The 19,970-nt window shown below is 63.5% G+C and carries 19 protein-coding genes, 1 tRNA gene and 1 riboswitch; of the genes, 9 read left to right on the forward strand and 11 right to left on the reverse strand.

Annotated features, from left to right (window positions below):
• Nucleotides 1-39: 39 nt before the first annotated feature.
• The 3 genes from N7568_RS16235 to N7568_RS16245 are packed head-to-tail and all read right to left on the reverse strand — an operon-like array spanning nt 40 to nt 3,031.
• On the reverse strand, nt 40-834 hold the full coding sequence (locus tag N7568_RS16235; protein WP_261610824.1) for an energy-coupling factor transporter transmembrane component T family protein: 795 nt from the start codon (nt 832-834) through the stop codon (nt 40-42).
• On the reverse strand, nt 831-2,411 hold the full coding sequence (locus N7568_RS16240; RefSeq protein ID WP_261610825.1) for an ABC transporter ATP-binding protein: 1,581 nt from the start codon (nt 2,409-2,411) through the stop codon (nt 831-833). The genes N7568_RS16235 and N7568_RS16240 overlap by 4 nt, the downstream gene beginning before the upstream one ends.
• Complete coding sequence (locus tag N7568_RS16245) at nt 2,411-3,031, reverse strand: ECF transporter S component (RefSeq protein ID WP_261610826.1); 621 nt, start codon at nt 3,029-3,031, stop codon at nt 2,411-2,413. Before N7568_RS16245 ends, N7568_RS16240 begins: the two co-directional genes overlap by 1 nt.
• Before the next feature lie 77 nt (nt 3,032-3,108).
• Nucleotides 3,109-3,245, reverse strand: a riboswitch (TPP riboswitch).
• A gap of 233 nt (nt 3,246-3,478) precedes the next feature.
• Here N7568_RS16245 and N7568_RS16250 point away from each other — a divergent pair.
• Both N7568_RS16250 and N7568_RS16255 read left to right on the forward strand, forming a co-directional pair.
• On the forward strand, nt 3,479-4,168 hold the full coding sequence (locus tag N7568_RS16250) for an NUDIX hydrolase (RefSeq protein WP_261610827.1): 690 nt from the start codon (nt 3,479-3,481) through the stop codon (nt 4,166-4,168).
• 36 nt (nt 4,169-4,204) lie between these two features.
• Nucleotides 4,205-4,465 carry a DUF4235 domain-containing protein gene (locus tag N7568_RS16255; RefSeq protein WP_261610828.1) on the forward strand — a complete coding sequence of 87 codons (261 nt, stop codon included), beginning with the start codon at nt 4,205-4,207 and terminating at the stop codon, nt 4,463-4,465.
• Nucleotides 4,466-4,536: 71 nt separating this feature from the next.
• On the opposite strand, the gene mnhG is transcribed toward N7568_RS16255, so the two are convergent.
• From mnhG to N7568_RS16285, 6 genes are read right to left on the reverse strand one after another with little or no spacing between them, the layout of a single operon-like run.
• Complete coding sequence (gene mnhG, locus N7568_RS16260; protein ID WP_261610829.1) at nt 4,537-4,929, reverse strand: monovalent cation/H(+) antiporter subunit G; 393 nt, start codon at nt 4,927-4,929, stop codon at nt 4,537-4,539.
• On the reverse strand, nt 4,919-5,197 hold the full coding sequence (locus tag N7568_RS16265; protein ID WP_261610830.1) for a monovalent cation/H+ antiporter complex subunit F: 279 nt from the start codon (nt 5,195-5,197) through the stop codon (nt 4,919-4,921). Before N7568_RS16265 ends, mnhG begins: the two co-directional genes overlap by 11 nt.
• On the reverse strand, nt 5,194-5,760 hold the full coding sequence (locus tag N7568_RS16270; protein WP_261610831.1) for a Na+/H+ antiporter subunit E: 567 nt from the start codon (nt 5,758-5,760) through the stop codon (nt 5,194-5,196). Before N7568_RS16270 ends, N7568_RS16265 begins: the two co-directional genes overlap by 4 nt.
• Entirely contained in the window at nt 5,757-7,325 is a 1,569-nt protein-coding gene (locus N7568_RS16275) for a Na+/H+ antiporter subunit D (RefSeq protein ID WP_261610832.1), read from the reverse strand. Before N7568_RS16275 ends, N7568_RS16270 begins: the two co-directional genes overlap by 4 nt.
• On the reverse strand, nt 7,322-7,822 hold the full coding sequence (locus N7568_RS16280; RefSeq protein WP_261610833.1) for a Na(+)/H(+) antiporter subunit C: 501 nt from the start codon (nt 7,820-7,822) through the stop codon (nt 7,322-7,324). Before N7568_RS16280 ends, N7568_RS16275 begins: the two co-directional genes overlap by 4 nt.
• Nucleotides 7,819-10,836, reverse strand: coding sequence for a Na+/H+ antiporter subunit A (locus tag N7568_RS16285; RefSeq protein WP_261610834.1), 3,018 nt, complete (start codon nt 10,834-10,836; stop codon nt 7,819-7,821). The genes N7568_RS16280 and N7568_RS16285 overlap by 4 nt, the downstream gene beginning before the upstream one ends.
• A gap of 212 nt (nt 10,837-11,048) precedes the next feature.
• On the opposite strand from N7568_RS16285, the gene N7568_RS16290 reads away from it, so the two are divergent.
• The 3 genes from N7568_RS16290 to N7568_RS16300 all read left to right on the forward strand — a co-directional run bounded on the left by N7568_RS16290 (nt 11,049) and on the right by N7568_RS16300 (nt 14,205).
• A complete protein-coding gene (locus N7568_RS16290) occupies nt 11,049-12,452 on the forward strand; it encodes an MFS transporter (protein WP_261610835.1) in 1,404 nt (467 codons plus the stop codon).
• 65 nt (nt 12,453-12,517) lie between these two features.
• Nucleotides 12,518-13,000 carry a cation:proton antiporter regulatory subunit gene (locus N7568_RS16295; RefSeq protein ID WP_261610836.1) on the forward strand — a complete coding sequence of 161 codons (483 nt, stop codon included), beginning with the start codon at nt 12,518-12,520 and terminating at the stop codon, nt 12,998-13,000.
• Nucleotides 13,001-13,005: 5 nt separating this feature from the next.
• Nucleotides 13,006-14,205 carry a cation:proton antiporter gene (locus N7568_RS16300; RefSeq protein ID WP_261610837.1) on the forward strand — a complete coding sequence of 400 codons (1,200 nt, stop codon included), beginning with the start codon at nt 13,006-13,008 and terminating at the stop codon, nt 14,203-14,205.
• 53 nt (nt 14,206-14,258) lie between these two features.
• Here N7568_RS16300 and dcd read toward each other — a convergent pair whose 3' ends face one another.
• A complete protein-coding gene (gene dcd / locus N7568_RS16305; protein ID WP_011776299.1) occupies nt 14,259-14,834 on the reverse strand; it encodes a dCTP deaminase in 576 nt (191 codons plus the stop codon).
• A gap of 125 nt (nt 14,835-14,959) precedes the next feature.
• On the opposite strand from dcd, the gene N7568_RS16310 reads away from it, so the two are divergent.
• Nucleotides 14,960-16,939 carry a CAP domain-containing protein gene (locus N7568_RS16310; protein WP_261610838.1) on the forward strand — a complete coding sequence of 660 codons (1,980 nt, stop codon included), beginning with the start codon at nt 14,960-14,962 and terminating at the stop codon, nt 16,937-16,939.
• Between the two features lie 19 nt (nt 16,940-16,958).
• Here N7568_RS16310 and N7568_RS16315 read toward each other — a convergent pair whose 3' ends face one another.
• Nucleotides 16,959-17,402, reverse strand: coding sequence for a hypothetical protein (locus N7568_RS16315; RefSeq protein WP_261610839.1), 444 nt, complete (start codon nt 17,400-17,402; stop codon nt 16,959-16,961).
• A gap of 215 nt (nt 17,403-17,617) precedes the next feature.
• On the opposite strand from N7568_RS16315, the gene N7568_RS16320 reads away from it, so the two are divergent.
• The 3 genes from N7568_RS16320 to N7568_RS16330 all read left to right on the forward strand — a co-directional run bounded on the left by N7568_RS16320 (nt 17,618) and on the right by N7568_RS16330 (nt 19,891).
• Nucleotides 17,618-19,123, forward strand: a complete 1,506-nt coding sequence (locus N7568_RS16320; RefSeq protein WP_261610840.1) for a M15 family metallopeptidase — start codon at nt 17,618-17,620, stop codon at nt 19,121-19,123.
• Nucleotides 19,124-19,201: 78 nt separating this feature from the next.
• Nucleotides 19,202-19,272: transfer RNA gene (locus N7568_RS16325), tRNA-Gly, on the forward strand.
• Between the two features lie 157 nt (nt 19,273-19,429).
• On the forward strand, nt 19,430-19,891 hold the full coding sequence (locus N7568_RS16330) for a nuclear transport factor 2 family protein (protein WP_261610841.1): 462 nt from the start codon (nt 19,430-19,432) through the stop codon (nt 19,889-19,891).
• Nucleotides 19,892-19,970: the final 79 nt, after the last annotated feature.

Genomic DNA, 19,970 nt, shown 5'->3' on the forward strand with positions numbered 1-19,970 from the left:
CGGCACGCTTGGTGTCCAGTTCTCCAGCGCATGAAAGCGCTAGCGCCAGACGAAGCTCCACGTTCCAGCGCCCACAGCCGTGAGCACTGCGCCCGCTCCGATGATCAAGCCGCCAAGGACCACCCACACGTCCAACATCGAGTACGTGGATTCACGCGCCCACGTCCGTTGACCGCCGCCGAAGCCGCGCGCTTCCATGGTCACTGCCAGCCGTGATGCCCTGCGAACAGCCTGGACGAGCAGCCCGAAGCTCTGGCCAAGTGTGGCTTTCAGACGTTGGAACGGGCTGCCCTGCGAACCAACACCGCGGGCACGGCGGGCCATGCCGATGGTCTGCCATTCCTCCGCCATCAGGCCAACCAGCCTCATGGCGGCCAAAGAACCGAGGACAAAGCGGTGTGGCAGCTTTGCCTTCTGCGCCAGCGCATCGGCCAAATCAGTCGGGTCCGTGCAGGTCATCAGCAGGATCGCCGGCAACGCAATCGCCAGGCCGCGGAGCATGAAACCCAGCCCCAGTTCGAGGGAACCTTCGCTGATGGACCAGAGTCCGACGTCGCGCAGTACTGCGCCGCTGTCCGCCGCCACGATCGCGGTGCTCCAGCCGCCGATCGCCGCTGCGATGATCAATGGCCAGGCCCGTTGCCACAGAAGCCTGATGGTCAGGCCGGCCAGCGGGAACAGAGCCAGCTCCGCGACGAGCGCCGTGGTCGCCGACACCCAGTCGATGGACAGCGCCAGGACCAAAGAAATAAGGAAGACTGCCACGAACTTTGCCAAAGGGTTGGCATGGGTCAGCAAGGCGTGGTTTCCGCGAATGTTCAATGCGTCCCTCATGCGGCACCCGCCTCCTGATGCGTGGATTCGCCTTGTGCCACCGGGCCGAGCCGCAGCTCGGTTCCCCCGAGTACCGCGCTGAACTCCTGGTCATGGGTCACGGAGACCACGGCCGTTCCGGCGTCCAGCAACTCCGAGAGGAACGACGCCAGCTCAGCCCACGTGTTCGCATCCTGACCGAACGTTGGCTCATCGAGCACCAGGACCTTCGGATGGGCGGCCAGCACTGTGGCCACCGAGAGCCGGCGCTTCTCCCCGCCGGACAAGGTGTACGGGTTGGCGTCCACCAGATGCGTCAGCCGCAGCCGCTCCAGCAGTTCGTCCACACGCTCCTCACCATGGCCCAAATGCTTCGGACCAAACATGAGCTCGTCCAGGACCTTGCCCGTGACGAACTGGTGCTCCGGTTCCTGGAACACTGTCCCGATGCGTGAAATCAGCTGATCGGCTTTCCACTTGAACGGGTCAATTCCGGCCCCCTCGGAAAGCTCGACGGCGGCACTCACCCGGCCGTCCACCGGCGCCAGAAGGCCGGCCAACGTGAGCGCAAACGTAGACTTGCCGGCACCGTTTGGTCCAGTGATGGTCAGAGCCTGGCCAGCCCTGACCTGGGCGCTGATGTCCGTTTGCACAGGAACAGGCGGGACGGTCTTGAAACCTTTGCGCCGCGGCCTTTCCCGGGAAACAGCAACGTCCTGTGCTGCGAGTAGAAGCTGCGCGGTCCCCGGCTGGATATGCCGCGCCCGGGTTGCCGGAACGTACCCCGGCACCCATACGCCGGCGGCCATCAGCATGGTCCTGGCTTCTGAGAGAACCTGATCCGGCGGGCCGTCCAGGAGGACTCCGGGTGTACCGGTCTTTGACCCTGAGCCGGCCGACCCCGGCTGCAGGACCACAATCCTGTCCACCAGGTCCTTCCAGACGGACACCCGGTGTTCCACCACAACCAGGGTGGCGCCTGTCTTGTCCAGGCACCGACTCACGGCGTCGCGAACCTCCAAAACCCCTGCCGGGTCCAAGTTGGCCGTAGGTTCGTCCAACAGGATCAGGCCTGGTCGCATCGCCAAAATGCCGGCAAGCGCGAGGCGCTGCTTCTGCCCGCCGGAGAGTGCCGCCGTCGGGTGATCCAACGCCAAACCGCCGCCCGCAGCGGTGCGCAACCCCACGTCGTCGAGCGCTTCATGAACGCGGGACCATATCTCGTCCCGCGGCACCGCCAGGTTCTCAGCACCGAAGGCGACGTCGTCACCCACCCGGGAGAGGACCACCTGCGTTTCCGGGTCCTGCTGCATCAGGCCGGCGCGGCCACGCTGCCCGCGGGGAGCAACGCCGTCGATCAGCAGGGAGCCGGACTCGTCCGAGTCGTCTTCCTCATCGCCCAGCACACCGGCGAGCGCATGGAGCAGCGTCGACTTCCCAGCACCCGACGGGCCCAACAGAAGCACCCTCTCACCCGGTTCAATCCGGAGGTCCAAGCCATGGATTGCAGGCACAGAGCGGCCGGCATGCCGCCAACCCCAGCCCTCGGCTGAAATGGCGGCAGGCCGCACCGGGCTGCTGCTTTCGGTTGTCCGCATCAGTTGAAGACGGGCTCCGAAGCTGCCTTGCGCGACGCGAAGGAGCTCAGGACCCCGGTCTTGGCCAGGCCGCGGGTTGCAATCCAGGACAGGGCTCCAGCGATAACTGCACCGGAGATGGTGGTGAAAGTGATGTACGCCAGCTTGTCCATTGCCTCATAGGCGATGTTCCAGCCCCAGGGGAGGAAGGAGTCGTTCAGGCCGCAGAAGAGGCCCGCACCGGCGCCCGCGAGGAGTGCCGTGGGCAAGTTGAACTTCTTGTAGCGGAATGCGGCGAAGATGAGCTCGGCACCAAGGCCCTGGAGGACGCCGGAGATCAGCACGGTGGTGCCGTACTGCGAGCCCATGATGAGTTCGCCGGTGGCGGCTACGGCTTCGCAGAACAGGGCTGCACCCGGCTTGCGGATAATGAGCATGCCCAGGACTGCGGGGATCATCCAGCCGCCGGCGATCAGGCCGGTGAGCGGCGGATACGTCGCGTTCATGGGGATGGATACCAGCGCGGCGCCCTGGGACCAAGCCCAGAAGATCACGCCGCCTGCGATGGCGATCAGGGCCGCCACAACGATGTCTACAACACGCCAGTTATAACTGGTCTTCTTCACGTTTACCGTGGTCATTTTTCTGCCTCCTGAGGTACAGGAGGGGAAAGTGCTACCCGGATTCTCCAGTCGGCCTGCGCCGCCCGGATCCGGACACTCTGAGAAGCTCGACTCCCTTGCGCCGGTACTAACCGGATCAGGTTCGAGGGTCTGCGGCTGTCCGCACTCTCAGCGCCCTCGCGTCTCCCGCATCTCTGCGGGGTCCGACGGCGGCGCTCCCCTGTCGTTATCAAATCTGCCCTGATGGGCTGGTTCAGTTTACACCCGCCTGCGCGGCGGCCGCTGGCCTGTAGCCCGCCTGCAGTCACAATCGGATCAGCGCGCCCCTGGCCGGATGAGTTCCAGGCGTGCGTTGCCAGGCCCGCTCTACACACTTCTCCCCCGGTTTGGCCTGCACACCCGGCCCCGCAACGAGACCTGCGAGAATGGACCAGCAGATTCGACCGCGGCAAAGGGGCACATTTCATGACGGACATTCCCGGCTCAGGACTTCCAGACACCACGCCCGCGTCTGAACCACGCCTCGCTGCCAGTGTCATCCTGCTCCGCGACGCCCCCACCGGCCTGGAAGCATTCGTCCAGCACAGGGTGAGCACCATGGATTTTGCCGCCGGCATGGTGGTCTTCCCGGGAGGCCGGGTGGATGCTGTGGACCAGTCCGGCTGGGATTACCCCGACGAACTCCTTCAGGCGCACGCGGCCGATTGGCGCCACACCTCCATCAGCGCGGACCCTGCGCCTGCGGCGACCAAGGCCGGAACAGTTCTCGCAGCTGCCATCCGGGAGGTCCAAGAGGAGGCCGGGCTGAGCATCGACGCCGCTGACCTCCGCCCGTGGGCCAATTGGATCACTCCGACGGACATGCCCAAGCGCTTCGATACCTACTTCTACGTCGCCAAGCCCGCGCCGGGAGCTGAGCCCCAGCATCAAACCACGGAGGCCTGGCAGTCACTGTGGATGCCGGTGGACGGAATTCTTGGGGCGGAAGCCGCCGGCACCCTGAAACTGATGCCGCCCACCTATTACCTGCTCATAGAAATCGCAGCATTGGGAACAGTGGACGCTGTATGGTCGGCCGGGCACCCGGTGGTTCCAGTCCTGGCCCCGGTGGGTTCGCTGGCGGCGTTCTTCAAAGAACGGGAAAGCCGCCGCTAAAGGTGCCCATCGGTCCTTTGCAGCTAGGCTGGGACCATGAACCTCTTCTTCAAGCTGCTGGGTGCCGGAGTGAGCCTCGGAGCTGGCTTCGTCGGAACCAAACTCGTCAATAAAGGGTGGGAAAAGGCCACGGGCAACAAGCCTCCCACAGGCAACGATGACGTGGAAACGAGCCTGCGCTCCGCCCTGACTTTCGCGCTGATTTCTGCGGTCGTGAGCACGCTGATCCAGGTTCTGGCCAACCGCGGCACACAACGCGCCATTGCACGCTTCGCCAAGAGCCAGGACATCGTCTAGGCACAACCCGGACAACAAACGAGCGCGGGGCCACCTTGGTGGCCCCGCGCTCGTTTCGTTTTACGCGCCGTTCAGCGCTCGCTTTCCGGCTCTTGTCCGGCCGCTGCGCGCTGAACAACCGCTTCAAGTTCGTCCTTGGTAAGCATTTCGCGGTGGCCGTGCTTGGTGCGGTAAGCCGAGCGCCCCACCATGTGGGCGGAGACGGGCGCCGTGAGCAGCTGGAAAATCCACGCCACCACCAGAACCGGCCACACCCACCAGGTCCGCATCTGCAGCCCAATGGCGGCAAGCATGAGGAACAAACCCAGGACCTGCGGCTTGGTGGCAGCATGCATGCGGCTCATGAGGTCCGGGAAACGAAGCAAGCCAATGGCAGCACCCAAGGACATCAAGGCTCCCACCACCAGGAACACTGCGGTTACAGCGTCGATGACAGCGTCTACGCCGGTGGCATCAGGACTCATTGCTCTGTTCCCTCCGCTCGGCCACGAACCGGGCAACGGTCACTGATCCGATGAACCCGATCACCGCGAGGGCAACCAGGAGCATCAGGTTGTTCAGGTGGCGGTTCAACGCCATATCGATCGCCAACGCAACACCCAGGATTGCCAGCAGGACGTCTGAGGCCAGCACCCGGTCCAGCAAGGATGGGCCGATGGCGATGCGGACGATCGCACCTGCGGCGGCCAGGCTAAGGATCACTGCCGTGACGACGAGGACTACTTCCTTCATGGCGTTGCCCCTTCCATGCCCGTCCGGGCTTCGGCCTTCAGTGCCTCGACCTCTTCGCGGGTACCCATAATCCCGATCAATCCGGCCTCGATCCTTTGGACTTCCCGACGTATGTTGTCGATGTCCGCTTCCTCGTAAATATTGAGCGCGTGCAGGTAGAGCGTGGAGGTCGATCGGTCCACTTCCACTACCAGCGAGCCGGGGATCAGCGAGATGACGTGCCCGGTTGCCGTCACCATAAGGTCCGAGTGGCTCCGCAACGGGACGGCGACGACGGCGCTGCGCACCTTGGGGCCTTTGGTCACCGCCAGGTACAGGACAACGAAGCTCGCGGCCACGACTTTGGCGAGGAACATCAGGGCAAAGGGAACCGCACGCAGGATGTTGAACCTGCCGCTGAGCTCCACGGGCGGCAGGTAGAAGAACTTGGCCACCAGCACGGCGATCAGGGCACCAAAGAGCAAGTTGCCGGGGCTGAAGTCCCGCCACAGCGCACCCCACACAATGACCAACCAAATGAGCAGGGGCAGCTCGGTGCGGAACGAAATCGGTTTGCGGCTCATTTCGCATCCCCTGTCCCTGCCAGCGGCGGCACCACCACGGAATCGCCCAGGACCGAGTGGATATAGGCAGAACGGTCCAGCATGATTCCTGCGGAGCCGTCGGCAACCTGGAAGAGCGGACCGGCGAAGACCGTCAACGCAACTCCGAATACCACCAGTCCCGCCGTCGAGCCGACCATGGTACGCGGCAGTACACCTACGTTTCCGGGGGCCTGGAGCACGGGGTCCGGGTACTCAGCGTCCTCGGGCTTGCGCCAGAAGGCCCTGTTCCAGACACGGGCGATTGCCAGCAGCGTCAGCAGGCTGGTGACCACGCCACCCACCACCAGTGTGATGGCCAGGGGCGTTCCCAGTTCCACACCGGCCTGCAGGAGGCCCAGCTTTCCGAGGAAACCGGAGAACGGTGGAATGCCTGCAAGGTTCATCGCTGGAATAAAGAACAGCAGGGCCAGCAGGGGTGAGAGCTTGGCCAGCCCACCCAATCGGTCAATGGACGAGCTGCCGCCCCTGCGTTCTATGAGACCGGTTACAAGGAACAGGCTGGTCTGCACGGTGATGTGGTGCGCAACGTAGAAGACGGCGGCGCCCAACCCGGCCACGGAACTCATCGCCAGGCCGAACACCATGTATCCAATGTGGCTCACAAGCGTGAAGGACAGCAGACGTTTGATGTCGCTCTGGGCCAACGCACCCAATATGCCCACCACCATGGTCAGTAACGCAACCACCATCAGCGGAACGTTCAGGGTGTCCCCCGGGAACAACAGAGTTTCAGTGCGGACCATGGCGTAGACACCCACTTTGGTCAGCAACCCGGCAAACACGGCAGTCACAGGAGCTGGTGCGGTGGGATAGGAGTCAGGGAGCCAGAAGGACAGCGGGAACACAGCGGCCTTGATGCCAAAAGCCACCAGCAGCATCACATGCAGGAGGTTTTGCGTGCCCTGGTCCAGTTCGGCCAGTTTGATGGCCAGGTCCGCCATGGTGATGGTGCCGGTGGCACCGTAAATCATGGCGATGGCGATCAGGAACAACACGGAGGACACCACAGACACCACAACGTACGTGACCCCCGCGCGGATGCGCGGCCCTGTTCCGCCCAAGGTCATGAGGACGTAGCTTGCCGTCAGCAGGATCTCGAAGCCTACGTAGAGGTTGAAGAGATCGCCGGTGAGGAACGCGTTGGACACGCCGGCCACAAGGATCAGGTACGTGGGGTGGAAGATCGAGACCGGCGCTTCCTGGTCGCCGTCGGCCATGCCCTGGCCGGTGGCGTAGATCAGGACCGCAAGGCTCACTACGGTGGAAACAACCAGCATGAGCGAGGAGAACTGGTCCACCACAAGGACCACGCCCCACGGCGGCAGCCATCCGCCCAGCGTGACGGACGTTGTGCCGCCATCCCACACCGACAACAGGAGCAGGCATTCGAGGAGAAGAGTCGCACTCAGGATGCCGATGCTTACCACGCGCTGCGCAGTGTGGTGCCGGATCAGCAGGAACGCCAAGGCAGCACCCAGAATCGGCAGGAGGACAGCTAGCGGCGACAGGTTCGCGAGATTCACGCGCTGCCTCCTTCCCGGGTTGTCGACGTGTTGGGGGTCTCCGTGGCTTCCGGGTGGTCCCGGTCCGAGGTACTGGCAGGAGTGACGGCGAACTCCGAAGTTTCCAGCGGAACAATGGCGTCGTCCTCGGCGTCGAAGCTCGGGGTCTCGGCCACGCGGCGGTCCTCAAGGTCGTCCTGGATCTCGTCCTGGCGCGCCAGGACCCACGTGCGGTAGATGATGCCGAGCATGAATGCCGTCACGGCGAAGGAGATGACGATGGACGTCAGGATCAGAGCCTGGGGCAGAGGATCGTTGTAGGAGTCCGGGCTGGTCTCCTTGGTGAACAAGGGCGCGAGTCCGGCGTATCCCCCTGTGCTCAAGATCAGGATGTTGGTGGCGTTGGCCAGCAGCATCAATCCCAGCAGCACGCGGGTCAGGCTGCGCTCCAGGATCAAATAGATGCCGCAGGCGTAGAGGACGCCCATAACGATCAGCAGGGTCAGGTTGATGCTCATGCGGTACCTTTCCCGGACGCAGTGGATTCGGCCGCCTCTTCGGCAAGGTCAGCATGCCCAGCGGCGTCTTCCTCGCTGAGTGGCGCGCCTTTGCCTTCAAAATGCTCGTCGATTTCAGCGCCGAGGCTGCGGAGGACGTCGAGTGCCAGGCCCACCACCACGATGTACACGCCGATGTCGAAGATGGTGGAGGTGACGAACTTGATGTCTCCAAAGACCGGCAGCCAGAACTCGATAATGGCGCTTTGGAACACCTGTCCGCCCAGGAAGAGCGGGACCAGACCCGAGGCTGCCGCCGTCGCAAGTCCCGTTCCCAACAGCGTGCCGGCACTTATGGTCGCTGCCTCGCTCAACTCGAACCGGCCACCGGCCAGATAGCGGATAGTGAGGGCGAGACCCGCGGTGAGGCCGCCTGCGAAGCCGCCGCCTGGCAGATTGTGGCCAGCGAGGAGGAGGTAGATGGAGAAGACGATCATCGAGTGGAAGATCAGCCTGGTCACCACTTCGAAGATGATCGAGCGCCGCTCGGGAGCCAAGGTGCGGCCCGCCACCAGCCAGGCGTCCCGGGTCACGTCGGTGAACTTCTTGGCCACTGCCAGGGTGGCGCCGTCACGCGAATCGCGGTCGACGCCGGTGCGGCGCCCCACGCTGCCTTCCGGCACCGCATCTGAGGTCTTGATGCGGTCGCCGCGGCTGCGGACGAAGATCAGGCTGGCAACGCCCGTTGCGGCGATCGCGAGGACAGAAATTTCGCCGAACGTGTCCCAGGCGCGGATGTCCACAAGGGTCACGTTGACCACGTTCAGTCCCCCGCCGCCTTCGTATGCCAAGCGCGGGAAATCGAGTGAGATGGGAGTGGCAACGCGGGCGCCCATGGCGTAGATGGCCACGAAGATCATGGTGATGCCGAAGGCTGCGCCGATGATCACGCGGATCACCCGGAGCCTTCCACCGGTCCTGTCCCTGAGTTCAGCGGGCAGGCTGCGCATGGCGAGCACGAATGCCACCAGCACGATGGTTTCCACGAGCATCTGGGTCAGGGCAAGGTCCGGGGCACCCTGCAGGGCAAACATGAGGGCGATCCCGTAGCCCGTCACAGACACCATGAGCACGGCAAGGAAACGCTTGTTGGCACGGACGGCCGCCAGTGCACCCACCACGATGCCCGCCCCTGCAACTATCTGCAGGGGGGAGTTCGGATCGATGAGATAAATGCCGTCCGGCAGGGGTTTGTTGGCCATGATCAAGGCGGTCGCCGGAACCGCGAAAGCAACCGTCAGGATCACTGCCAGGTAGAAGTACAGCGAACCACGCTGGGTGCGTCCGGTGACCCAGACCGCAATATCGTCCAAGGCGCCAATGGTGTGCTGGTAGGCGCGGTCCCCATCCACCCAGTCGGGGACCAGGCTTTGAGCGCGGGAAACCATGCTGCGTCCGTAGAACATCGCGGCACCAGCCACGAACGTTATGGCTGTCAGTCCCAGCGCCGGAGTGAAACCGTGCCACAAAGCCAGATGTCCGGCGTCGACGGCGTCAGGACGATCGGCGAACAACGCCGCATACGGTTGGATCCACGAGTCCACAGGTTCCGGCCACAGGCCGTAAACGATGGTGAGCAAGCTGAGGATGGCGGGGGCGGCCAGGAACGCGGGCTTGATCGGTTTGAACGGTGTGGGTTCCACTCCCGGCTTGGTGGCAAACGCGCCCCACATAAAACGGGCGCTGTACGCGAACGTGAGGATCGAGCCGATCACCAGGCCCACCAGCATCCAGATACCCCAGGCGGGTGCATCGTGGCCCGTGGCGAAGTGGACGAAGGCCTCAAGGACGGATTCCTTGGCAACGAAGCCGGCCAAAGGCATCACGCCCGCCATGGAAGCCGCGGCAATCGCCGCCACGACCCCGAGGGCTCGTGAAGAGCGGAAAACACCGGAAAGTTTGCGGATATCGCGTGTACCTGATTGGTGGTCAATGATGCCCACCACCAGGAACAGCGCAGCCTTGAACAGGCCGTGGGCCAACAGGAGTGCGAGCCCGGCCAGTGCCGCGTCCGGCCGTCCAAGGCCCACCACCATGGTCAGGAAGCCCAGTTGGCTCACCGTGCCGTAGGCGAGGATGAGTTTGATGTCAGTCTGGCGAAGGGCCCGGTAACCACCCACGAGCATGGTGGCCAAGCCCAGCCCCAGGACCACCGGCAACCAGAATTCCGACTCGGAGAAGCCTGGCGCCAGACGCGCGACGATGTAAATGCCGGCCTTCACCATCGCCGCGGCGTGCAGGTATGCGCTGACGGGCGTGGGAGCGGCCATGGCGCCGGGCAGCCAGAAATGGAACGGAACCAGCGCCGATTTGGTCACCGCACCTGCCAGGATCAGTACGACGGCGGCAGCCACGGCCCCCTGCATGGGTCCGGTCATGAGCGCCCCGGCCTGGTCCAGGATCGCCGAGATCCGGTACGTTCCAGCCGCCTGTCCCAAGATGATGAGGCCCACCAGCATCGCGAGGCCACCGGCAGTGGTGACCATGAGCGCTTGCAGAGCGGAACGGCGTGCCGCCAAGCGGGTGCGGGCATAGCCGATCAAGAGGTAGGAAAGGATGGTGGTGAGTTCCCAGAAGATGAACAGCATCAGCAGGTCATCGGAGGTCACCAAACCAAACATGGCCCCGGCGAAGGCGAGGAGTTGGGCACCGAACCCGCCAAGATCCGCGTCCTTGTTCTTGAAGTACCGGGCGCAATACACCAGCACCAGGGAGCCCACGCCGAGAATCAGGAGGGACATGACCCAGGCCAAGGGATCCATGCGGAAAGCCAGTTCCAGTTTCAGGCTGGGGATCCACGGCAGGACTTCTTCTATGCCGCCGCCGGAATACACGGGCCCGTACTGGAAAATCAGCCAAATGAACGCGCCTGCGGGCACTGCTGCCAGTGCGTAGAAGGCGTTCCTGCCAAGTTTGCTGAAGATCAAGGGCGCCACAGTTGCCGCAACAAAGGTGATGGCGAGAACTGTGATCACTGTTTTCTCCGCAAAGTCAGGAACGAATTGTCAAAAGTTGGAGCAGGCGGTCATACGTTGGGTTCGGTCGGTCCAGTTTATCAAGGGGTCCGGACAGTTTTCGGCCAGTGGAGCCGGCTGCGCGCAAGGCTTAAAGCTGCATAACGCCGTGTTCTACACAAAGCGGTCTGTCATGTGCCCGCCGTTCTCCCCGCCGCTATAGCATTCAAGCTATGAACGCGGCCGCAGTTCCCAAAGCCTCACACCCGACGTCAGAGCTTGCCTCAGGACCCGTCGCCTCCAAAAAAGGGCAGATCCTCGCCTGGGCCTCCTGGGACTGGGGCTCGGCTGCATTCAATGCGGTCATGACCACGTTCGTCTTCACCGTCTACCTCACCTCCAATGCCTTCGGCGGAGAGGACGCGGCCTCGGCTGCACTGGGTGCTGCCTTGGCTATCGCCGGCTTGGCCATTGCGCTCCTTGCTCCTGTCACCGGGCAGCGTTCGGACGCCGGTGGACGCCGCAAGCTGTGGCTCGGAGTCAACACGGCCGCCACTGCCGTGCTCACTGCGCTCTGCTTCTTTGTCTTTCCCCAGCCTGAGTTCCTCTTGCTGGGTGTTTGCCTCATCGCGCTGGGCAATGTCTTCTTTGAGTTCGCCGGCGTCAACTACAACGCCATGTTGGCGCAGATCTCCACACCCAAGAACATTGGCAAGGTCAGCGGCTTTGGCTGGGCCATGGGGTACCTCGGCGGGATCGTGGCGCTCCTCCTGGTCCTGCAACTGTTTGTGCAGCCGTCTTTTGAATGGTTTGGCGCGTCCACGCAGGACTCCCTCAACATCCGGCTCGTGGCCGTATTCTCCGCGCTGTGGTTCTTCATCTTTGCTTTGCCCGTGATGTTCGCTGTCCCAGAGGTTCCGGCGAAGAAAGCCACTGCATCGCTGGGCTTCCTGGCGTCTTACAAATTACTGATCCGGCGCATCGGCGCCATCTACCGGACCAGCCCCCACACCATCTACTTCCTGCTGTCGAGCGCCATCTTCCGCGATGGGCTCGCTGCGGTGTTTACCTTCGGTGGAGTCATCGCCGCCGGCACGTTCGGTTTCGAGCTCAAGGACGTCATCTTCTTCGCCATCTTCGGAAACGTTGTCGCCGCAGTCGGAGCCATCATCGGTGGTTTCCTTGACGACAAGATCGGCCCCAAGGCCGTCATCGTCCTGTCGTTGGTTGGCCTCCTCATCGCGGGAACCTTCATTTTGGTCCTTGGCAACGGCGACTACGTCTTCTTCGGCAACGAATGGCCCGGGAGCAATACGTTCTGGATCTTCGGACTCCTGCTCTGCCTGTTCGTAGGCCCGGCCCAATCAGCCTCGCGCGCATACCTCGCAAGGCTCGCACCGGAAGGCGAAGCCGGCGAACTGTTTGGCTTGTACGCCACCACGGGGCGGGCCGTCAGTTTCCTGGCACCAACACTGTTCACCGTGTGCATCGCCATTGCCGCTCCTCTGGTTGCCGAAGGTGAAGCCCAGCGCTGGGGCATCCTCGGCATCATGGTGGTACTCCTCGCGGGCCTCTTGGTGATCCTGCCGGTCAAGCCACCGGCGAAAGTGGAAATAGCGGTCGTACCAGAGCGTTAACTACATAGGACCGGCTGAGCGCCATCAACGTACCAGACCGGTTCAACAGAGTTTAGGGTGGAGCTATGAACGTGGATGAGACCGAACTCCCGGGCCTTGGCGTCCGCAAGGATTTCGTCACGGCCTCGGGCCGTCGTATCGGTGTAGTGGAACTGCGTGAGGGCGAAACCGAACTTTTCGTCTCAACCTGGGATGACCCTGACACCTGCCAGGCGTCCATTCCGTTGACGGCCGACGAAGCCTCAACGCTCGGAAACCTCCTGGGCGGCCAGCACATCGCCATGCGCTTGGCAGAAGCCCATCGCGAGGTACCAGGGATCGTCACACGACAGTTCTCCATCACGCCGGACTCCCCGTTCGTGAATCAACCTATGGGCAAGGCACAGATCCGCACCCGTAGCGGCGTATCAATCGTGGCGATCATGCGCGAAGGCGAGGTTGTCCCCTCGCCTGCACCCGACGTCGTACTTCACCCCGGCGATTTGCTCGTAGCGGTCGGCACGCAGGAAGGCCTTGACTCGGCAGCCGACATCCTCCGCAACGGCTAACCGGGATGGATCCGCTCGCACTAGCCCTCGTTGAACTGGGGGCCGTCGTCTTCTGCCTCGGTCTCCTGGCTCGATTAGCGGGCCGAATCGGCATGTCACCCATCCCCCTCTACCTTGTGGGCGGTTTGGCCTTCGGCGCCGGTGGGTTCGTCAAACTGGACGGCATGCACGAGTTCGCCCATCTTTCCGGCGAAATCGGCGTCATCCTGCTGCTGCTTATGCTCGGACTGGAATATACGGCGTCAGAGCTGGTCACTGGCCTGCGGCGATCGTGGCAGGCCGGTGTCATGGATTTTGTCCTCAACTTTATTCCGGGCGCGGGATTGGCCGTGTTTCTGGGCTGGGGACTCGTAGGCGCCATCGTTATGGGTGGCGTTACCTATATCTCATCGTCGGGCATCGCCGCCAAAGTCATCACAGACTTGGGCCGCATCGGTAACCGGGAAACACCAGTTGTTCTCTCCATCCTCGTTTTCGAAGACCTGGCCATGGCTATTTACCTACCCATCCTCACGGCCATCCTTGCAGGCGTCGGATTCCTCGGTGGACTGCAGACCGTGGGGATCGCCCTCGCCGTGGTCACTGTGGTCCTGGTCATCGCCTTGCGGCATGGTCACCGGGTTTCGCAAGCGGTTCATAGCGAGAACTCCGAGGTGTTCCTGCTGAACGTGCTGGGGCTCGCCCTGCTGGTAGCCGGTATCGCGTCGGCTCTCCAGGTGTCCGCCGCTGTGGGTGCCTTCATGTTGGGCATCGCGATCTCCGGCGCTACCGCCCACAATGCCACCCGGATCCTTGAACCGTTGCGGGATCTCTTCGCTGCAATCTTCTTTGTGGCTTTCGGGCTCAACACCGATCCCACGTCCATTCCGCCGGTCCTTGGCTGGGCTCTTGTGTTGGCCGTCCTCACTGCCGCAACCAAGATGATGACGGGGTTCTGGGCTGCCAAGCGCGCCGGCATTGCAGTGCCTGGCCGCTTCCGCGCAGGGGCCGCACTGATCGCACGTGGTGAATTCTCCATCGTCATCGCAGGCCTCGCCGTCGCTTCCGGCGCCGTGCCCGACGAACTAGCCGCACTCGCCACGGCCTACGTCCTCATCATGGCCATCCTGGGACCGCTGGCCGCGCGCTTCGTGGAACCAGTGGTCAAGGCCCTCCGGAAATCACCCGGGGCGCCGCCGCGGACACCAGAGCGCACCCCGGCGTAGCGAAAGAGGCACCTAAAGTGCCGAAAGCCACACCCTCGCGGCAAGAAGGACGGCTAGATGGACGTCCGGTGGAAATTCTGGTGGCTGCGGCTGGCGGTCGGGCCGCGCTGGCCTTGGTAGCGGTTACCGTATTCACCGGATCCGTAGGGATGCTCAGCCGAGGAAGTCAATCGGAAGAAGCACAGCTGGCCGATCTTCATGCCGGGCCACAGCTTGATGGGCAAGGTGGCCACGTTGGAAAGTTCCAGGGTCACGTGCCCCGAGAACCCGGGGTCGATGAAGCCGGCCGTTGAGTGTGTCAGCAGACCGAGCCGGCCCAGGGACGACTTCCCTTCAAGGCGCGCAGCGATGTCGTCAGCGAGGCTGACGGTTTCATAGGTGGAGCCCAACACGAATTCACCGGGGTGCAGGATGAACGGCTCGTCGCCTTCCACCTCCACCAGTCGGGTCAGCTCAGGCTGTTCCTCGGCGGGGTCGATGTGGGCGTATTTGTGGTTGTCGAACAGCCGGAAAAACCGGTCAATCCGGACGTCCACGGAAGACGGCTGGACCATCGCGGGGTCGTACGGCTCAAGAACAATCCGTTGGGAGTCTATTTCGGCACGTATGTCGCGGTCAGAGATCAGCACAGCATCAAAAATACCCCATGCGCCCAAGACCCCATGCATTGTCCGGGCCGCCCCGTGGGACTATAGTTCCCGGACATGTAGAACCGCGCCCGTACCTGGGGGCAACGAGCATTCGCGGGGTAATTGTGAAAAAACTGGCAGTGTCGGCCTCCATCGTGCTGGCCGGAGCGCTGGCTCTCTGCGTGGCCGCCTCCAGCCAGATCCTGCCGGCCACCGACGCAGGCCCGGGTGGGAGCACCACCCCCTCCCCCAGCGTCGAGTCTGGTCTGACCGCACCTGAGTCAAGTACGACGCCGGACCCGGCACCTTCCGCGGGCACTCCCGCCGCTGGAATTGCTTCCGATCCCGCCACGGTGCCGGCCCTTGAACCCGGAACGGAAAGCGAAGCGCCGAGCCGCCCCATCGCCGTGGATCCGGTCATCGAGACGCCGCCGCCGGTGCCGAATATCGGGCCTTCGTGGGGTCCGGAGGGTCCTTCCACGGAAGGCACGGAAGACCCAGGCACCAGCGGCCCCACTGTTCCCAATCCCGTTGAGCCGGCACCCCCGCAGCCTTCGTCATCATCGGCCCTTCCGACGCCGACTGCACCCGCCGTGGGCCCGCTCCCAACGGAGACACCTTCGGGATCACCCTCGCCAACCGCCACGGCAACGCCTTCAGCTACTCCTACAGGCACTCCCACCCCGTCCCCGGCACCAACCGTCGCCCCGACCCTGTCACCGACACCAACCCTCACCCCGAATACAAGCCCCACTGCAACCCCGAGCCCCAGCCCCACGGCAACCCCCTTCCCTGGCAAGACCCCCAGCGGCGACACCAACCCGGACAACGGCGCCCTGGCCCTCCTCCCGGACAGCAACACTGCTGCAATCCTGACGGTGTTCAACGCGATCAACAGCTACCGGGCCTCACTCGGCCTGGCACCGGTGAAGTATCACGCAACGGTGGCGAGCCTTGCGCAGGACTGGTCGAACAACATCGCGTCGCGGGAAGTGATCCAGCACCGAGCCAATTTCTGGACGGATCCGCGGGCGCTTAAGCCGAACAACGGCGCGGGTGAGGTCATTGCCGTCCGCTGGGACCGCGATGCCGCACAGCTTGTGGAGTGGTGGAAGGGTTCCCCCGGGCATGATGCCCTGTTGCGTGATCCCCGGTTCAATGTCATGGGTATCGGCATCACCTACACGGACGGCAACTGGCAGACCACCCCGAACCGCTACACGCTCTGGGGTGTGGTCAACTTCTTTGGCTACACCACGCTGCCAGCCGGAACCACTACAGCGCCGGGCGGAACGGTGACACCTCCCACGGATCCTGTGGGAGCGTGCCAACCGGGCGACAAGTTCCAACCTCCAACCGTTAACCTCAGCAGCGCATCCATCCGCAGCGCAGCAGACCTCGTATCCATCAGCTCCGACGGCACTGTCTACTCCTACCCATCCTTGGGGAACGCGAAGTACGGTGCAGCGCGCAAGATCGGCATCGGTTTCACCGGGCTCAAGGAACTCTTCGTTTCCGACTGGGATCGTGACGGGGTCTTCGACCTGATCTCCCAACGTTCCGACGGTGCACTTCTGGTGTACCCGGGCAGGCAAACGGGCGGCTTTGGCTCACCCGGGGTGTTGGGACATGGCTGGCAGTCCCTGAACATCGATGTTGGCAACTGGTGTGCCAACAACCGCCTGCCGCAGATTGTTGCCATGGACGCATCGGGCGGACTCTGGTTGTACAAGAACGCCGGGATGACGTACATCCGTTCGCAGGCCGCGATTGGTACCGGCAACAGGGCTGGCAGGCTCAGCATGGTTGACTACAACGCGGATGGTTTCCAGGATCTCCTGACCGTTGAGCCCAACGGGTCCCTGCGGCTTTACCGCGGCAGCGGGCTGGCAACCCCGAAGCAGGAAGCCCGGCCTGTGGTGGGTGCGGCTTGGACGGACTACTCCGGGCTACGTTCACTGCAGGGTGTCACGGGCGCGAACACTACGGGCATCGCCGGCTTGGGAACCAACGGGGTGCTGGAGTTCTGGGACCTCACCTCTGGAAGGCTTACGACGCCGGTCGCGGTCGGCGGCGGTTGGAGCGGCTTCAAGCTCGCACAATAGAGGCCAGTAACTGTAACGCTCACACCACCGAACGCGACTCCATCACGGTTTTCAGCTGCTCCAGCTGGGCCACTTCGCCCTCCATGGTCTTCTGGATCATGCCGTTCATCAGCTTCTTCAGTCCCTTGGGGTGGTACTCGAGCGCGAACCTGAGGCGGGTGGTTGTGCCCTCTGTACTGAGGTAGTAGCCGCCGGTGGGGCGGGCAGGTCCGGCGACGACGGCGAAGCGCACTTCCGCTCCGGGCCGGGCCTCGGTGATCTGGAAGTCAGCTGCTATGGGGCGTCCACCTGGGCCGTTGATGGTCTGCTGGTAGAGCGCGCCCTTGTGTCCTCGGATGCCGGAGCGCAGTGAGATGCTGCGGATTCCGGAGCGCCAGAGGGAGTTGTTCATGCCGTCCATGAGGAATCCATAGACGGTCATGGCGTCCCTGCCTATCACCACTTCGTAGTCTGCAAATGCCACGGAAACCTCTTTCGGCGTACGGTTCGATGTCGTAGCCCGGTTCCCCATACGCTGCAGCTAACACCTTCAGAATAGTCAGCGGACGTCCCGCGGTAGTACATCGGCGACGAGCCTTGACCGAATGGTTACCTGGCGCTTCACAAAGTTACGGCTGACACAGTTGTGCCTTCGGGGTAGAGTTCCCGAGGCTGGCAAAAACCGATGTGGGGGGCGTTATGCGGGTTCTGGAACATCAATTACTTGCGGGGAAAGCACGACGGCGGTTGGCCGCCTGCGCGGCGTTCCTCGCCATTGCGGTGGGTGGCGGCGTCATCAGCGCGGTTCCGGCCACAGCTGCGACACCGATGACGAACGCAAGTGCCGCTGCAGTCAAGACCGCGGTTCCAACAACGGTGAACCCCCTGCCGAGCGTGGATCCCATCGGGGACCCGGCGAACTCTTCGGTCCTGGTCAACAAATCGCGGCCGCTGAATCCGGCGGGCTACGCGCCGTCGGACCTTATTAATGCGCGCGGCTCGGGCCAGTACATGCGGGCTGAAGCCGCCGCGTGGCTCAACGGACTGTTCCAGGGCGCGGCTGACGCCGGCACGGGCGGCCTGTCGATCGTGAGTGGTTACCGTTCCTATGCCACCCAAAGCCAGGTCTATTGGGGCTACGTCAATGCCTACGGCCAGGCCTATGCCGACACCATCTCGGCCCGCCCCGGTTACAGCGAGCACCAGACCGGCCTCGCCATGGACATTGGCAACGCCGCGGGCTCGTGCGGACTCAGCACCTGCTTCGGCGACACCGCAGCGGGCAGGTGGGTGGCCGCGAATGCCCACAAATACGGTTTCATTGTCCGCTACCCCAACGGCTATACGGGCACCACCGGCTACAGCTACGAGCCGTGGCATTTGCGGTACGTGGGCGTGGCTTTGGCCACCGACATGAACCGGCGCGGATTCCCGACCCTGGAGCACTACTTCGCGGGAAACACGGCAGCTGCAGCCAGCATCAAGTCCGGCGCGGATCTGGTGGCCGCGGACGCTTCGGGCCGACTGTTGCGCTACCCCGCGACGGCGGCAGGCGGCTATGCGGGTGCAGTCCAGATTGGTTCGGGCTGGTCCGGTTTGAAGCAGGGATTCGTTGTGGACTGGGACATTGATGGCGTTTACGACATTCTTGCCCAGTGGGACAACGGCGTCCTGGGCGTGTATCGCGGGCTTCCCGGGGGAGGTTTCGCGGGCCAGGTTGTTGTAGGCAACGGCGGTTGGGATCGCATGACCATCACCGTGGGTAAGTGGACCCACGCGCATGGCCGGCCCGGCGTCGTCGGATACTTCCCGGACGGCGTCCTGCGCTACTACCCCAACACTTTTGGGGGTGCGCTCAGCGCTCCGCAAATTATTGGCAAGGGCTGGAACGGCATGGAACTCACCATCGCCGACTGGGAGGGCGACGGCGCCAACGACATCCTGGCCAGGACAGCTTCCGGTTCCCTCATCAACTACCGCGGCGACGGTTGGGCAGGATTCTACGGACCGGCCACTACAGTCGGCACCGGCTGGCAGTACATGCGCGTCCTTGCCCCCAGCTTCGGGCTGACGGGCGCCGGCACTCGCGGCATCACGGCGCAGACGGCCGACGGCAACCTCTACAACTACGGCCTTGGCCGCGGTCAGTGGACAACGTACCGTCAGGTGGGTTCCGGGTGGAACAGCCTGAAGCTGTTCAAGTAGCGGGCAGACGCGCCTGTCATGAGGAGCCTCGCAACTGCGCTAAGCTAGGACTCGCTCGGGCGAATTTTCCCGGGCGACGCGGGCGTAGCTCAATGGTAGAGCGCTAGCTTCCCAAGCTCGATACGCGGGTTCGATTCCCGTCGCCCGCTCAAGGAAAACCCCGGATCCCAGGATCCGGGGTTTCTTTGTGTCCAGGGGCTGAATGCCCGACGACGGCACTCACCAAAGGGGGCTGGGAACCCGTCGACCGGAAGGCTTCACGAGCCTACACTCGTACGTACATCCACCTATCCGGGAGGTCCCCCAATGACTCTCACCGACGCTGGTGAGGCCGGTCCGCTCGCCGTCATCAACCGCCTGCTGGAAGCAACGAACAAGCACGATCTCGAAGGGCTGGCGGCGTGCTTCGCGCCGGGCTATGTCAATGAGACACCGGCCCACCCCACCCGGGGCTTCACAGGCCGGGACACCATCCGCAGCAATTGGGATCAGCTCTTCACGGGTGTCCCGGACATAAAGGCGCATCTTCTCTCGCACAGCATCAACGGCAGCACTATCTGGACCGAGCTGCAGTTGAAGGGCGCGTGGCGCGACGGTACCCCGCACGAGATGACGGGCGTCATCATTTTCGGCGTGGACGAGGACATCATCAGCAGTGCCCGCTTCTACCTGGAGCCGGTGGAAAAGGCTGCGACCGTGGACGACACCGCTGATCGCGTGACCCATCGTGTCACCCATGGCCGTCCAGCGGCCGAGCCGGCGAAATAGAGCCGGCATGCTGACCCCAGCCCAGTGACCCCAGCCACAACGTCTCCGTGGGAGGTGTATCGTCAGGAGTCAGGAGTCA

Source organism: Paenarthrobacter aurescens, assembly GCF_025421775.1.
Classification (GTDB): domain Bacteria; phylum Actinomycetota; class Actinomycetes; order Actinomycetales; family Micrococcaceae; genus Arthrobacter; species Arthrobacter aurescens_B.